This is a genomic window from Leuconostoc falkenbergense (assembly GCF_045801155.1).
In the GTDB taxonomy this organism is placed as follows: Bacteria; Bacillota; Bacilli; order Lactobacillales; family Lactobacillaceae; genus Leuconostoc; species Leuconostoc falkenbergense.
In genome coordinates this window covers 1,832,148-1,847,816 of sequence record NZ_CP174386.1, presented here as the reverse complement: position 1 = coordinate 1,847,816, position 15,669 = coordinate 1,832,148, and the positions used below count along the sequence as shown (strand labels likewise).

Annotated in this window: 15 protein-coding genes; 12 read left to right on the top strand and 3 right to left on the bottom strand. The window is 37.6% G+C overall.

From position 1 onward, the window contains the following. Window positions 1-84: 84 nt before the first annotated feature. Complete coding sequence (locus ACI3ES_RS09260) at window positions 85-453, bottom strand: nuclear transport factor 2 family protein (RefSeq protein ID WP_242029673.1); 369 nt, start codon at window positions 451-453, stop codon at window positions 85-87. 290 nt (window positions 454-743) lie between these two features. On the opposite strand from ACI3ES_RS09260, the gene ACI3ES_RS09255 reads away from it, so the two are divergent. From ACI3ES_RS09255 to ACI3ES_RS09245, 3 genes are all read left to right on the top strand, one after another. After that, window positions 744-1,925 carry an MFS transporter gene (locus tag ACI3ES_RS09255; protein WP_114667357.1) on the top strand — a complete coding sequence of 394 codons (1,182 nt, stop codon included), beginning with the start codon at window positions 744-746 and terminating at the stop codon, window positions 1,923-1,925. Between the two features lie 142 nt (window positions 1,926-2,067). Further along, the gene (locus ACI3ES_RS09250) at window positions 2,068-3,036 is read left to right on the top strand and encodes a cation:proton antiporter (protein ID WP_114667358.1); all 969 of its coding nucleotides are present in this window, start codon (window positions 2,068-2,070) and stop codon (window positions 3,034-3,036) included. 75 nt (window positions 3,037-3,111) lie between these two features. Further along, window positions 3,112-3,444 (top strand): DsrE family protein, encoded by a 333-nt coding sequence (locus ACI3ES_RS09245; protein ID WP_114667359.1) that lies wholly within the window; start codon window positions 3,112-3,114, stop codon window positions 3,442-3,444. A 52-nt stretch (window positions 3,445-3,496) separates the two neighbouring features. Here the strand turns inward: ACI3ES_RS09245 and ACI3ES_RS09240 are convergent, their stop codons facing one another. Continuing rightward, a complete protein-coding gene (locus ACI3ES_RS09240) occupies window positions 3,497-4,603 on the bottom strand; it encodes an SLC13 family permease (protein WP_114667360.1) in 1,107 nt (368 codons plus the stop codon). A 23-nt stretch (window positions 4,604-4,626) separates the two neighbouring features. Between ACI3ES_RS09240 and ACI3ES_RS09235 the strand changes: the two genes are divergently transcribed. Together ACI3ES_RS09235 and ACI3ES_RS09230 are read left to right on the top strand one after the other, a co-directional pair. Continuing rightward, window positions 4,627-4,785 carry a hypothetical protein gene (locus tag ACI3ES_RS09235; RefSeq protein WP_185912935.1) on the top strand — a complete coding sequence of 53 codons (159 nt, stop codon included), beginning with the start codon at window positions 4,627-4,629 and terminating at the stop codon, window positions 4,783-4,785. A 313-nt stretch (window positions 4,786-5,098) separates the two neighbouring features. Further along, window positions 5,099-7,783 carry a valine--tRNA ligase gene (locus tag ACI3ES_RS09230; protein ID WP_114667361.1) on the top strand — a complete coding sequence of 895 codons (2,685 nt, stop codon included), beginning with the start codon at window positions 5,099-5,101 and terminating at the stop codon, window positions 7,781-7,783. A gap of 41 nt (window positions 7,784-7,824) precedes the next feature. Here the strand turns inward: ACI3ES_RS09230 and ACI3ES_RS09225 are convergent, their stop codons facing one another. After that, the gene (locus ACI3ES_RS09225) at window positions 7,825-8,964 is read right to left on the bottom strand and encodes a YhgE/Pip domain-containing protein (protein WP_114667362.1); all 1,140 of its coding nucleotides are present in this window, start codon (window positions 8,962-8,964) and stop codon (window positions 7,825-7,827) included. Between the two features lie 132 nt (window positions 8,965-9,096). Between ACI3ES_RS09225 and ACI3ES_RS09220 the strand changes: the two genes are divergently transcribed. The 7 genes from ACI3ES_RS09220 (at window position 9,097) to ACI3ES_RS09190 (ending at window position 15,621) form a co-directional block, all read left to right on the top strand. After that, window positions 9,097-9,690 carry a TetR/AcrR family transcriptional regulator gene (locus ACI3ES_RS09220; protein ID WP_004915647.1) on the top strand — a complete coding sequence of 198 codons (594 nt, stop codon included), beginning with the start codon at window positions 9,097-9,099 and terminating at the stop codon, window positions 9,688-9,690. A 10-nt stretch (window positions 9,691-9,700) separates the two neighbouring features. Further along, window positions 9,701-10,363: a hypothetical protein gene (locus ACI3ES_RS09215; RefSeq protein WP_114667363.1), complete on the top strand. Its 663-nt coding sequence runs from the start codon at window positions 9,701-9,703 to the stop codon at window positions 10,361-10,363. Between the two features lie 67 nt (window positions 10,364-10,430). Continuing rightward, window positions 10,431-11,402 (top strand): beta-ketoacyl-ACP synthase III, encoded by a 972-nt coding sequence (locus ACI3ES_RS09210; protein ID WP_004915650.1) that lies wholly within the window; start codon window positions 10,431-10,433, stop codon window positions 11,400-11,402. A gap of 306 nt (window positions 11,403-11,708) precedes the next feature. Further along, window positions 11,709-12,863 (top strand): CAP domain-containing protein, encoded by a 1,155-nt coding sequence (locus ACI3ES_RS09205; protein ID WP_114667364.1) that lies wholly within the window; start codon window positions 11,709-11,711, stop codon window positions 12,861-12,863. Further along, the gene (locus ACI3ES_RS09200; protein WP_114667365.1) at window positions 12,835-13,218 is read left to right on the top strand and encodes an NlpC/P60 family protein; all 384 of its coding nucleotides are present in this window, start codon (window positions 12,835-12,837) and stop codon (window positions 13,216-13,218) included. The genes ACI3ES_RS09205 and ACI3ES_RS09200 overlap by 29 nt, the downstream gene beginning before the upstream one ends. A 203-nt stretch (window positions 13,219-13,421) precedes the next feature. Beyond that, a complete protein-coding gene (locus ACI3ES_RS09195) occupies window positions 13,422-14,291 on the top strand; it encodes a LysM peptidoglycan-binding domain-containing protein (RefSeq protein WP_114667366.1) in 870 nt (289 codons plus the stop codon). A 76-nt stretch (window positions 14,292-14,367) separates the two neighbouring features. After that, window positions 14,368-15,621, top strand: a complete 1,254-nt coding sequence (locus ACI3ES_RS09190) for an aminoacyltransferase (protein WP_114667367.1) — start codon at window positions 14,368-14,370, stop codon at window positions 15,619-15,621. The last annotated feature ends 48 nt before the right edge of the window (window positions 15,622-15,669 follow it).

Sequence of the window (15,669 nt, the reverse complement as noted above, 5' to 3'; positions counted from 1 at the left end):
GCTTTTAACGTGGTTCATTGCACGTAATTTTTGGCATAATTAATAATCGACATTGAGTGCTGGTTATTTTTTTAATATGTTGGCTTAATTTTTTTGATATGGTCGATAGATATTGTGTTTTGCTGCGTATTCATCAATGGCAATGATTTTATGATTATCAAATTGAATTTTTGATACGCCATCAAAGCAGTAGGTCTGGGTTTCTCGAGCTTTGAAAAACCACTCGACGAAAAATGTTTGGGTGTCTATTTGCTGAATGTTTTTTATTTGCCACATTAAAACAGTTTGTTTTTGTAATGATGCTGTGATCCATGCTTTTAATTCAATCATGCCAATATACATAGCACCAGTGCATTCGTGATAAGTGATGTTACTCGAAAAAATGCGTTGTAGTTGTGTAAAATCGCGTTTAACCCACATCTCAAAATATTCGACAATTATTTTTTCTGTCACAATAAATCCTTTCAAAAACAAATATTTTAGTTGTTTTACCGCCAACTTATTTAATCTGATATCTTCATAATATCATACCAAACGTAATGATTATTTAAAAATTAGTAAAGTGGTCACAGCTATGACAAACAATATGAAATAATGAGAGATAAGATGATTGGTAAAGCAACAATGAGCCAATCGTACTTAAATTAAACGATAATCACAGAGTATTTCGCAAAAATCGGCGTCTAAGCCGTTTTTTATTGGCATTTTTTATCATTTATCGTTGTCAAAAATAGGAGGGTGACATGAAAAAAATTGGATTAATTTGGCTGGCAGCAGGTGCTTTTTTGAGTAGTGTCGGTATGAGCTTTATTTGGCCATTAACCAGTGTGTATTTGCATAACGATTTGGGAATATCATTAACAATGATTGGGATTGTTTTATTTTTCAATTCATTGGCCAGTGTGATTGGGAGTTATGTTGGTGGTGCATTGTTTGACCGTTTTAATCCGGCGCGACTGATACGTTATGGTATTCTTGGCGCGCTTTTGAGCTTTATTTTGCTAGTTTTTTTTCATGGGTGGCCAGCCTTTGGTATTTTATTATTTTTGAACGGGTTAAGTGCTGGCTGGAATTCGACACTGGTTTATGCAATGGGAACTAATGTTGATAGCAAAGATAGTCGGCGTGTCTTTACAATACTTTATTTTGTTCAGAACATGGGTGTTGTGATAGGGACATCTTTGGTTGGTTTTGTTTATGATGCTGGCATAACTTATCTATTTATGATTGCTATTTTCCTCTATTTGATATTTTTATTGATTGCTTGGACAAAATATTCTTCGTCTGGTGCAAACGCTACGAAACCATTAAATTCTGACGAAAAAAATAAAGGCAAAGCTGTCGTGCCAAAGCCAAATTTGATTGTTTTATTTACGCTTTTTATTTCACTGATGATCATCTGGACAATGTATCAGCAATGGGATTCTAATCTTTCAGTATACATGACAGATTTAGGCATTCCGCTTAGTCGATATTCGTTATTGTGGACACTAAATGCTTTCTTGATTATGGTCATGCAGCTGATTATTATTTGGTTGTCACGCTACTACGAAAACTATATTGTACAAATTATATTTGGGTTGATTTTTGTGACAATATCATTTGTGACGCTTGTTTTTGCCCATGATTACGGTTATTTTGTTGTCGCAATGATTTTGTTAACTATCGGTGAAGCAACTGCTATTCCAACGATTCCGGCTTTAGTTAATAACTTGGCACCATTAGGCACTAAAGGCCTTTATCAAGGGTTAGTTAACTCATGGTCGTCGGCGGGTCGTGCAATTGGGCCATTAATTGGCGGTATTATTATAGAAAAGCAATCATATACTTTCCTATTTGAGATAGCGACTTTGGCTTTAGCCATTGTTGTTATCTTAGTGGTGATATCATGGCTACTAAACAGGAAAAAGATCACAATGTATTAGCCAAGGTTTGGTTGCTAAATATGGATTGACCGTGTTATGATGGAGAAAATAAATCGCAATCGGTTGGGTGAAAACTTCAAGATTGGTTAGTCGGGGAACTAACCATTTTTGAAGTTTTTTTGATTGCAAAAAGGAGAAACACGTGTCATTTTTATTGATTATCGTACTGATTATTATTACTATTTTATTAGGAAAATTAGTTGTTAAATTAGGATTTTCGGAAGTTGTTGGTCAGCTATTAGCTGGTGTTATTTTGGGAACCAGTGTGTTAAATTGGGTGCAGTCAACGGCACTCATTCACCTCTTGGCAGAAATAGGTATTGCAATGCTAATGTTTCATTCTGGCTTATCATCAGATTTGAAAGTCATGAAGCAACATATTAAAGCATCCTCTGCTATTGCCGTATTTGGTGTTGTGGTACCTGTGCTAGTGATGCCGCTGGCATTTATTTTGTTAGGGTATGATTTACGAGTGGCTTTGTTTGCTGGTGTTGTTTTTGCAGCAACATCAATTTCAATCACATTAGCTGTTTTGGCTGAACAAAGAAAATTAGCCACGTCCCTAGGCGCTATTATTTTGTCAGCAGCGATTCTTGATGATGTGATTGCTTTAATTGCCATGACAGTATTCTCTGTTGTCTTGGGTGGTCAACTGGGATTGGGCGGCTTGGTGCCACTAGTGGCTTTTACCGTGGGGATACTCATTAAAAAATATACCCTAGCTGACTATTTGGGAAAAGGCACTGCAATGGCAGGAAAATGGTTTTTCTATCCTATTTTCTTCGGCTCGATTGGCCTTACGCTAACTTTGCCCAGCACATCTGACAAGATTGTAGCGATAATTATTTTTAGCATTTTATCTATTTTGACCAAATTGATTGGCTCTTTTTTGGGTGCAAAACTATCAGGGTTATCGTCTTCTGTGGCCACTGCCATTGGTGCAGGAATGGTATCACGAGGAGAAATGGCACTAGTCATTATACAGATTGGCATTAGCTCTGGTATTGTCAGTCAAAATCTCTCAAGTGAAATGATTGTGACAGTGATGATTACGACAATTGTGGCGCCTCTCATCATGAAACCATTGTTTAAAAATATTAAGGAACTATAAGACCATCGCGCTGGTGTTTAATTGTTGTACTATAATAAGGACATATTTAAACATATATGAGCGAGGTGAAATACAATGAATGTTATTGTACATATTGATGAATCAGAAAAGTGGCAAACTGTCCTTTCAAATTTGAAACATTTAGTTGAATGGTACGAAGATAATGAAATTGTGGGTACGATCGAACTTTTGGTCAATGGTGGTGCAGTTGAACAAGCTGTTAAGCAATCTGACTTGCAGTTGAACACTTTGATTAGTTCTTCTGTTGTTATTTCGGTATGCAAAAATTCACTTGATCAAAGGCATATTTCATCTACCGAATTACAAGATAATATCGTGATTGTTCCTTCAGGCGTTGTGGAATTGGCAATCAAGCAAAATGAAGGCTACGGCTACATTAAGCCATAATGACAGAGCTTTGTGTTGGCTTCTGAATAATCGAAGCGCTGTTTTTCACCGCCTAAACTGATAACAAAATAAAGCCCACAATTATGAAAAACAATAGCAAACCAATGTTTAAAAGCGAGAAAGTTTTGAAGAAACCAAACGTACTGTGATGATGTGACAAAGCAGCATATTGGCGCAGAGCTAGAAGGTTAGCCAGTGAGGCAATGAGCGTACCTAATCCACCGACAGTGACACCTAAATATAGGCCATAACTATGTTGGGTGAATTTTGAGATTAGAATAGCAGCGGGCACATTACTGATGAATTGGCTAGTTATCATACCGGAGAAAAACGTTTCTAAGCTTGATGTGGTATGTTGATACAACAAAGTCTGCACGTATTTGATACGACTGATTGCGCCGACAATAATGAAAAAATTTACAAAAGTTAAAATAATCCCGTAATCAGCATGTTTGAAAACTGACTTTTGCAAAAAAACCGCCGCCACAACACTAACGATTAGTGCCATATAAACAGGTATGACTGACAAAATCCCTAAAAGAACGATTAACGTGGCGCCTAACAATAGCCAAGTTTTATGTTGGTTAATTTCAATTGATGGTAAAGTGACATCATCAATGGGTTGATTTTTGATGACTAATAAAACAACAAACATGGATAATAACGCCACCAAACCAAAAGGTAACGACATCATCATAAATTGACCAATTCCGAGATGGTAATGAGACACCAAATAAATGTTTTGTGGGTTCCCAAAAGGTGTTAAAGCGCTGCCAAGATTAGCATAAATGGTTAATAAACTGATTGTTAATATTTTTGGTACATTAATTTTTTGAGTAATATTAAAAACAATTGGCACAAGGGTCAAAATCGCAACGTCGTTTGTAAAAAACATCGAGCCGAAAAAAGAGCAAAGTAAAAGCACTAAAATGACAGAGCGGATCGTGCTACATTTTGCAATAATGTAATTTGCGACGAATTTGAGTATATTGAGCGCTTGATAAATTGTAATAAGTAGGATTAATGCTGCTAGTGACGTAATGGTATTAGTATCAATGTCTGATAGTTTGACAACACCAAACGTCATTGAGAAGATTGCAAGGATTAAGGTGATTAAAAATGTTTTATCAGTAATAATTCTTTTTAAAATGGCAGGCATCAAATTGACTTCCTTTGAAGTTGATGGATAATATTACAATTAGTATAGCATTTCGGGTGACTATTAAGGATTGTAGTACAGATAAATATGGATTTTTTGCTAAAGTATTAGCTATCAAATTGGCGATTACTGCTGCTAATAATGCTATCGTCATTTTTTCGGGTCAACAATCTCAAAAATAATTTGCATTAGGCTTACTAAATGTGACTTGACGATAGCATTATTTTAAGGTAATATTAAAATTATCTTAGAGGAATAAGCAAGCGCGTGTTTAGAGAGTTGATGTTTGGTGTAAATCAACCACGTTAATGCCCAAGGTTGCTAAGGATTAACTCATCACATTAAAATAAATTAAGTGGTCGTTTCGTAACGACAATTTAGGTGGTACCACGCGTCAGCGTCCTATATTAGGATGTTGGCGTTTTTTTTGTGGTAACGCTTTAAAATGAGTTGACAAAGTAGCTAATTTACTGAATATACAAAGGAGAAATAACAATGCGCGATATTGATATGTCAACAAAATATAATCCCACTGCTGTTGAAGCAGGTCGGTACGATAACTGGCAAAGCAAAAAGCTTTTTGCACCAGAATCGAATCAAGAAATTCAGGGGAATGAACCAGAACCTTATTCAATTGTCATTCCACCACCCAATGTCACAGGTAAGTTGCATTTAGGACATGCTTGGGATACGACGCTGCAAGATATGATTATTCGTCAAAAGCGCATGCAAGGATTTGACACTTTGTGGTTGCCCGGTATGGATCACGCAGGCATTGCAACGCAAGCCAAGGTTGAGCAACGGTTGCGCGGTGAAGGTATTTCTCGTTATGATTTGGGTCGTGAGAAGTTCGTGGCACAAGTTTGGGATTGGAAAAATGAATACGCCACCACTATCAAACAACAATGGGGTAAAATGGGACTTTCATTGGACTTTGATCGTGAACGTTTCACATTAGATGAAGGTTTGAACAAAGCAGTTAACAAAGTCTTTATCGATTTGTACAATAAGGGATTGATTTATCGTGGTGAATACATTATTAACTGGGATCCACAAGCGCGTACTGCGTTGTCTGATATTGAAGTAATTTATCAAGACGATGAGGGTGCTTTCTACCATGTTAAGTATCCATTCACCGATGGTACGACTTTTAATGGTAAGAATTACATTGAAATTGCAACGACTCGTCCAGAAACAATGTTTGGTGATGTTGCTGTGGCCGTACATCCGAGTGATGAACGTTACAAAGATTTAATTGGAAAAACAGTCATGGTACCACTCGTTGGTCGTGAAATTCCAATTATCGCTGATGAATATGTTGAAAAAGATTTCGGGACTGGTATGGTAAAAATCACACCAGCTCATGATCCTAATGACTTCCAAGTCGGCAATCGCCATGATTTGGAACGCATTAACACAATGACTGAAGATGGTCATTTGAATGAGCATGCTGGCAAATATAACGGCATGGAACGATTTGAAGCGCGCAAAGCAATCGTGGCAGACCTTGAAGCGGGTGATTACATGCTCAAAGTTGACCCAATTGTTCACTCAGTTGGTCATTCAGAACGGACCGGTGTACCAGTAGAGTCGCGTTTGTCTACGCAATGGTTTGTCAAAATGGCACCATTGGCAAAGCAGATTCTAGACATGCAGCAAAATGAAGACGAGAAAGTTGAATTTGTGCCAGCACGTTTTGAAGACACATTCACGCATTGGATGGAAAATATTCGTGATTGGGTTATTTCACGTCAATTGTGGTGGGGACACCAAATTCCTGCGTGGTATAAGAACAAAGGCACGGATGACGAAGAAATTTATGTTGGGACAGAAGCGCCTGAAGGGGATGGTTGGGAACGTGATCCTGATGTGCTTGATACTTGGTTCTCAAGTGCACTTTGGCCATTTTCAACAATGGGTTGGCCGGAAAAAATGGATGGCGATTTTGCCCGCTATTATCCAACCAATACATTAGTAACTGGTTATGATATTATCTTCTTCTGGGTTGCACGAATGATGTTCCAAGGCAAGGAATTTACTGGTCAGCGACCATTTAAAAATGTCTTAATTCACGGTCTTATTCGTGATGGTGAAGGTCGCAAAATGTCAAAGTCATTGGGCAATGGTGTTGACCCAATGGACGTTATTGAAAAGTACGGTGCTGACGCATTGCGTTGGTTCTTAGCAACAGGTTCAACTCCGGGACAAGATGTGCGTTTCACATACGATAAGATGGATGCAGCTTGGAACTTTATCAATAAGATTTGGAATGCTTCACGATACGTTATCATGAATCTGGCAGAAGATACGCCATCACAATTGCCTGATTTGGATAAATTAACACTAGCCGATCAATGGATTTTGGCACGCTTGAACACAACAGTTGCTGATGTGACACGTAATTTTGATAAATTTGAATTTGGCGAAGCTGGTCGTTCATTATATAATTTCATTTGGAATGATTTTGCCGACTGGTACATCGAAATGACCAAAGAAACATTGAACGGTGATGGTGACAAAGCACCTGTTCAACAAACATTAGCTTATGTTTTGGATCAGACGTTGCGTTTGTTGCAGCCAATTATGCCATTCGTAACAGAAGCGATTTGGCAAGAAATGCCAGATCAGGCGGGAAAGAATGCTGATTTTGCTATCACGCGATATCCTGTTGTACATGACGAATTGACTAACGACGCAGCAGAAACAGCGTTTAAGTCGTTGCAAGATTTGATTGTTGCGGTGCGTAATATTCGTTCAGAAGCCAACGCACCAATGTCAACAGCAATCGACTTGTTGATTAAGACAAACGATGACAATTTGATTCGTATATTTAATGATAATGCGGATTATATTAACCGTTTCGCACATCCCAAGTCATTGACGATTGACGCTGATGTACAAGCACCAGATTTGGCAATGTCACAAGTGATTACTGGTGCAGAAATATATGTGCCACTTGCTGAATTGATTGATATTGATGATGAAATCGCACGTCTTGAAGGAGAAACTAAGAAATTCTCTGGTGAGGTGAAACGTGCTCAAGGCAAACTATCTAACGAAAAATTCGTTAATGCTGCCCCAGAAGCAGTCGTTGCTGCTGAAAGAGAAAAATTGGCTGATTGGCAAGCTAAGCTTGCCGCCACACAAGAACGTTTGACGTCTTTGCGCTCAGCGAAATAATAAACAAAATCCATGATTATACGAGATAATCATGGATTTTTTTATTTTGCGATGATATTTCGAGTCTGCGATAAGAACACTTTAGCAATTAATAAGAACATACCAATCACCATCACCCATAACAAATTAAATGTAGGTGTGTGCCAAATACCATCATGATAGTAAATAATGCCGCGCATACCATCAATTAAGAATCGCATTGGCAGCCAAGGATAAATGCTGTTGCGGTAAAAGTGAGATAGCATTTCTGGGGCTAATTGTAGAATTGGTAGCGCAAAGAACATCAATAAAACGAAAAGTGGTAAACCAATAAAGCCCGTCCAACTCAATATTCCTAGAATTATCATGATGAATGAAAATTCAGCAATCGTCGCAAACAGCGTAATGGTCCAAAAATTTTGGAAGTGATAGTCGAGTAGCCATGTTGTATACAACGGCGTCATAACACCAATAAAAATCGCTAAACTAGCAGCAGTAATGAGTTGCATGGTAGCAAGACGGTATTTATTTTGACCACGAAGTTGACCATCTTTAGCAGCGTAGAAAAGCATTAGGCTGATAATAACACTGCTGAGCCAAAGGGGCTGAAAATAAATCGCTGTTGCATTAACTTTATTTTCAGTTGGATGAACAATTTGGTTAGTGACGTTTAGTGGTTGGACAATTGTTTTGGCAATTACAATCGGAATTGGTTGTTGGTGCAAGGCAAACTGTGTGATGATGTCTTTTGAAATCGTGCCACTGATAGTTGTTGTCATGTGACTGAACAAGTTGGTAACCGCAGTACCAACAGTTGGGTTTTTGGCTTGATTGATGACTGTTGTGACACTTGGCTTGGTGGGCTTTGATGTTGCTAGTGTCGCCATATTTTCTCCAAAATGACGTTTAATAATGATAGCGCCGTAGAATTTTTGTTTGGACATATCTTGTTTGAGTGCAGCGGTTGACTTGACGGTTGTCCATTTAAGAGTCGTGGGATTTTTATCACCAACACTAGTCACGTTTTTGAGTTGATCAACTATTTTTTCGCTGATGGGATTAGTTGGATCTTCATTAACAATGGCTAGTGGTAAATTTTTGACCGTTGTATGGACTGTTGGTATTTGTGACAAAACCATGATGAACGATAAAGCGATGCCACCAATAGCAGCTAATAGCCAGAATTTATACTTTTTAAACATGTAAAACCTCCTAAAATTGAACGTTGTGTTCTTTTTTGATATACTTAGCGTAATCTTGAATTAGGTGTTTATCAATCGTCAAAAATAGGCAATATGTCGCAAATGCAACATAACATGAGAAAGTGTTTTAAAATGGCTTATCAACATAAAACGACACAAACCAAAAAAATGCTATTAAATAGTTTGCTTGATTTAATGGTCAATAAAGAACTAGAAGATATTACAGTTCGTGATATTACTGAATATGCGGGTGTTAATCGTGGCACTTTTTACCGTCATTTCAAAGATAAAATGGATTTAGTTGAACAAAAAGAACGACAAATTTTTCAAGATTTGCAACAGGTAGAACTAGACATAAAAGTCTTTGATGATACAGCTAATATCGTGATATCTTCGGAAAATGTCTGTAAATTAACGACTTATTTATATACACAACGACGTTTTTTGGCAAACTTATTGGGATCAAATGGTGATATGACATTTGAACACCAATTATTGACGTGGCTATATAGCACCATTATTGACAATTTGGCCAGTGCTGGACTTGATGTGACACAAAAACATTTGAAAATTGTGGTCCATTATCAAGTGTCAGCTATGCTTGGCGTGATACGCTATTGGTTCATCGAAGATCAAGGGGCGACGTCACCTGAAACAATTGCCCAAATTATTTACAAGCTAAATCATGACGGGGTTTGGCGAAACTTTGAAAATCGTCCATTATGAGGTGGTATATATGGTTACAAAATTATATAGAGTCAACGCTTACCATCCAGATAATTGGTTAATTAATGATGTTGAGAACATTAATGTGGACAATATTAATGTTGTTAAATCACTAGCAAAAGAAAATTCTAAAGGCTTGATCGCCCGTGTCTTTGATGACACCAGTTATCAAAAATTTGTACGTGCTGGCTTCAAGCTAGTACGTACAACCTATTTTGCGCAACTTTTTAGTGAAGACCAATGTACGGTTTCTGATGTTTTTAATGTTGCACAGCTGGATGATAATCAACAACAACAATTGTTGCAAAAGCTTAAACAATACTATGAAAACGTCCATCAAATCAATCCCGCTTCTCCCAACATTAATTATCGACGTTGGACATTTGATGATTCAAGTTTTGATGAACAACACAGTATTGTTCGTGTTGATAATCATCACATAACTGCAGCCATTTTGGTTTTTGAAGATGGACAGAATTATGAAATGGGGTGGACATTTGGTGACAATAATAAAATATTGCTTGCTTTGTGGCAGAGTTTTCAGTCCATTTTTCCGGAAAAAAGTCTGATTTCCGGTGAATTTGATGACACTGATCGACAAGCTATGGCTGTATATCAGGAATTTGATTGGCACGAGACCATGCCATGTCAACTAACGATGCTCTGGCATTAAAACGAACAATTTGCGTAATTCTCAAAATCCGCTACAATAATATGAGATGAATTGAAGGTGAAAAGACATGTCTGGAAGTAAAATACTCGCCAGTGCACATTATGTGCCGAGTGACATTGTGACAAATGATGATTTAGCCAAAATCATGGATACCAATGATGAGTGGATTCAAGCACACACTGGTATTAAAACACGTCACATGTCATTGCAAGGTGAAAATACAAGTGATTTAGCTACTCAAGCTGCACGGCTGGCTCTAGCGCAAACTAACTTAACAGTCGAAGATATTGACCTGATTATTGTGACAACGTTCACGCCCGATGGGTTGGCACCATCAACTGCGGCCTTAGTACAACGCAATTTGAAAGCAACCAATGCATGGGCTTATGATATTTCAACAGCTTGTTCTGGATTCGTTTTTGGTGTGAGCACGGCTGATAAATTTTTGCGTTCAGGCGTCTACAAAAATGCCTTAGTTATTTCTGCTGAAGTCAACTCAAAGATGATGGATTTCAAGGATCGGACGAGTACAGTATTTTTTGGTGATGGTGCTGGGGCAGTTGTGATGACTGCGACCCAAGGAAATGGCGTCTTATCAAAGGAAGAAATGCACACTATTGGTAATGAAAATGTTGTACATTCCGGTAGAATAGCACCACTGACCTCACTTTCTGTGGAAAACTATCCAAAAACGGATGCTTTTGCACAAGAAGGCCGTGAAGTATTTAATGAAGTGACAACGCTAATTCCGCAACATATTAAAGATTTTCTAGGTGATAAACAACTACTGCCTAAAGATATCGACTATTACATTCCACATCAAGCTAATCTACGCCTAATTGAATACATTGCAGAAGCTTTGAATGAACCAATGGCTAAATTTTCAACCAACGTCATCCGGAATGGTAACACCTCTTCAGCTGGGATTGCCATTGGATTTGATGAATTAAATCAAACAGTTGATTTAACTGGCAAACGTGTGTTGTTAACAGGTTTCGGTGCAGGATTTACGTATGGTAGTTTATTGCTCGAATTCTAAAGAAAATATTAAGAATTTTAAGAAGTTTAAATTTCAAAAAAGACGATTTAAATCATTACAAAAATGATTTAGTCGTCTTTTTTGACAATATTTGCTGAGAAATTAAAAAAATAATCTCTTGAAAACCTTATAACAGCAACGTTCTTCGTGCTGTGTAACGATACTGTAACATTGTTATCTGATTGAGAAAACGATACAATGTTTGCGTTACACCCAGTGGGTATACTGGATATTGTTCTTAAGAATTACTTAATAACACATCAAAAACTTAATGTTTGAATTGAATCTATCCAGGAGTTAATACATATGAGCAATAATATCAAGAAGACTTTGTTAGCAACAGCTGCTGGTGCAGCTGCTGTTGTCGGTGGTCATGCGGCCGCGTCTGCTAACACAGTTGAAGTCAAAGCCGGTGACACATTGTCAGCAATTGCAGCTGCAAATAATACAACAGTTGCTGAATTAGCTAAGAATAATAACATTGACAATCAAAACCTCATTTTAACAGGGGCTTCACTGGAAGTTAGTGCATCAACGCAATCAGTATCTGGTTTGTCTTCTGATGGTGCTTCATATACTGTGCAAAGTGGTGACACACTATCAAAAATCGCCGAAAAGACAGGCGTGAGTGTTTCAACTTTGACATCATTAAATGGTGTTTCAAACCAAAACTTGATCTTAACTGGTCAAGAGTTGTCTCTAAAGACAGCAACATCTGCTGCCTCATCTGCAGCAACAGTTGCAACTGTTGCTGCTTCAGAAGCGACATCAACTGCTTCTGAAGCAGCAGTTGATACAAGCAATTTGAAGTATATTGCCGCTGCTGATACTAACAACGATGGTTTCATGAGTTTGAGTGAATATAATACTTATGTTGCTAATGGTGGCTCAACCACTTCATCTGCAGCTACGACAACAACGTCAGCTGCAACAAGTTCATCTGCATCTTCAGAAGCAATCACTTATATTGCCGCTGCTGATACTAATAAAGATGGCTACATGACGATGGCTGAATACAATGCGTACAAAGCTAACGGTGGTTCAACTACAACAACAGCAACTACTACACAAACAACAACTGCGCAAACTACTCAGACAAGTACGTCAACATCTACAAGCACAGGATCATCAACAACTGCTGATGCAACGATTAACGCATGGAACGCTATGCGTGCGAAGATGGGCTTGAACCCAATTCGTATTTCATCTTCATTGACAGCCCAAGCACAAAGTCGTGCACAAGCAATTGGAACGTCATCAAACTGGTTTGGTACACATGTTTCTTCAGGTACGCCTGAAGTCGTTGCTAATGGTTTTGGTGCAGGTGCTTCAGTTATTAACGCTTGGTACTATGAAACAGGTATGGTTAATGGTGGTCATACAGCTTTCATTATTAATCCTAATTTCACTGAAGCTGGTGTTGGGTATTATAATGGATGGATTGTTATCAACGCACATTAATATGCAAAACAATTATTTACAACTTGCCTTAAATAAAGTTGGCCAAACATATAACGACCGCGATAGCGGTCGTTTTGTTTCACAACAACTTATTCATGCTAAGATGCCAGTCAATGATGGCACTCGCTGGTCTGCAGAACCTGAAAAGCTCATTGAACAAATGGATCATTTGTTAGGGGTATTACAAGCAACACCCGGTGACATTCTTTTCTGGGGGACTCAAACCAAGCCTTATGAAGTAGGCATATACGTTGGCGGCAGTCACTTTATTGCAGTACATCGACAAACAAATCAAGTTCGAATCCAGACACTATCTAAGAATTGGTATCCAAGCATTGCTGGTTCGGTTATTTGACACAAAAAAGAAACTGTTTTGACATATAAATGAAATTAAAACATTCGTTTTGAAACAAATGTGATTAAACAGAATTATTGACAACAAAGTGAAAAATATCCCCAATATCCACGACATAGCCATTTGATACACTAATACTTGTCGAGAAGACCAAACAAATAACAAATACTAATTATGAAAATCTCTTTCAGGAGTTCAAGAATATGAAAAAATCTACTATTACAAAGTCAGTTGTTGCAGCCGCTGGTGCGTTTGCTGTTGCAGGTGCTGCACAAGTTTCTGCTAACACAATCACTGTTAAAGCTGGTGACACACTTAATAAAATTGCTGCAGCTAATGGCACAACAGTTGCTGCCTTGGCAAGTGCCAACAACATTTCAAATGTTAACTTGATCTTTGTAGGTCAAACATTGCAAACTAGTGGCTCATCAGCCTCAACATCAACAACGACATCATCAAGTACAACAACATCTTCAACATCAACAACTAGTGGTACATACACAGTTAAGTCTGGTGATACTTTGAACTCTATTGCTGCAGCTAATGGTACATCGGTTGCTACATTGGCTTCTGCTAATGGTATTTCAAATGTTAACTTGATTTATGTTGGTCAAACATTGAAGTTGTCAACAACATCTTCTTCAACTAGTACATCAACGTCATCAACGACTAACCAATCTTCATCAAATAGTGCTTCTACTACAAACACTAGTTCAAATACAACAAGCAACACATCAGTACCTACAACTTCTGATGCAACGATCAATGCATGGAATGCTAAGCGTGCCTTGCTTGGCTTGAAGCCTGTTCGTATATCAGCTGCTTTGACAGCACAAGCTAACGCACGTGCAAAGGCAATTGCTACTTCTTCAAACTGGTTCGGTACTCACGAATCTTCAAACACACCTGAAGTTGTTGCAAATGGTTTTGCCGCTGGCGCAACAGTTATTAATGCTTGGTACTACGAAACAGGTATGGTTAATGGTGGTCATACTGAATTTATTGTCAACTCTAACTTCACTGAAGCAGGTGTTGGTTACTATAACGGTTGGATTGTTATTGACGCGCATTAATGAATGTTTAAAAGTGGATAGTCATTATCCACTTTTTTTGTGTTCTCATGTATAGTAGAAGGCAGAGGTTAAAATAATGTCATATCAATTTACAGAATTATCTGAATCAGACTACGCAAATTTTGAAAAACAAAGTGAAGCGGGATCGTTTTTGCAATCTATCGAGCAAGCACATCTTTTGAAAAAAAGAGGCTATACAATATGGTTACTGGGCGTTAAAGAAAACGAAAAAGTTGTTGCAGCTGCACTAGTGATGCGTGAAACTGTCAAACTGGGTTATATTTTTTCCATAGATCGTGGCCCGTTATTAGATTTTGAAAACCAAAGTTTATTTCATTTCTTTATGGCTGAATTTGCTAAGTTTTCACGACAAAATGGTGGACTTTATGTTGAAGTTCGTCCTAATGTAACATTGAAACTAACAGATGACCACGGTAATCTACTTGGTGAAGAAAACAATAGTTTCATTTCGGAAATGACAAGTTTGGGCTTCACACATGTACCCTTTGTTGATGGATTTACAACTGCTGGTTCACCTGAATGGGAATATTTAAAAGATATTTCCGAATTAACTGATGTAAAAAGTGTACGTGCTTCCTTCACAAAAAATGCACAGTATTATCTGAAAAAAAATGCGCAATTTGGTATTAAAATACGTCAATTATCACGTGACGATTTACCTGATTTTAAAGAATTAACACAAAAAACGGCTGATAGATTACATTATAAAGATAAAAATTTGAATTTTTACCAAACAGTGTATGATGAGTATCAAGATGATGCGACCTTCTTATTTGCTGAGTTAAATTTTGACGACTATATCAGTGAAGAAACGCAAAAAATTGCTGAATTAGATCAAAAATTAGCAAAAATTAATCAAAAAATAGAAAAATATCCGAATAATGACAAATTTAAGCGTCAATATGCTGAATTTGATGACCAAAAGCAACAACATATTAAGCGGATTGATAAAGCAACAAACCAAAAGAAAACGGCTGGTAAAAATGTTGTCGTCGTAGCTGGTGCTTTGTTCATTGAACAGCCTCAAGAAATGAACTATCTTTATTCAGGTACCTATGAGGAATACATGGATTATTATGGACCTTATCAAATACAAGACCTTATGATTAATCGGGCGGTTGAACATGGGATTAAGCGTTATAATTTCTATGGGATTGCTGGTAAATTTGATGGTACTGATGGTGTATTAGGATTCAAAACAGCATTTAATGGCTATGCACGCCAATTGGTTGGTAACTTTACCATGCCCGTTAATCCCATCAAGTATAAAATCTATCGTTTATTGAAGACTTTGATTGGGCGCGGTTAATTAGCTCAGGATATTTTAGCGAGTGAATGTGTAAATGTGGTAAGCTAG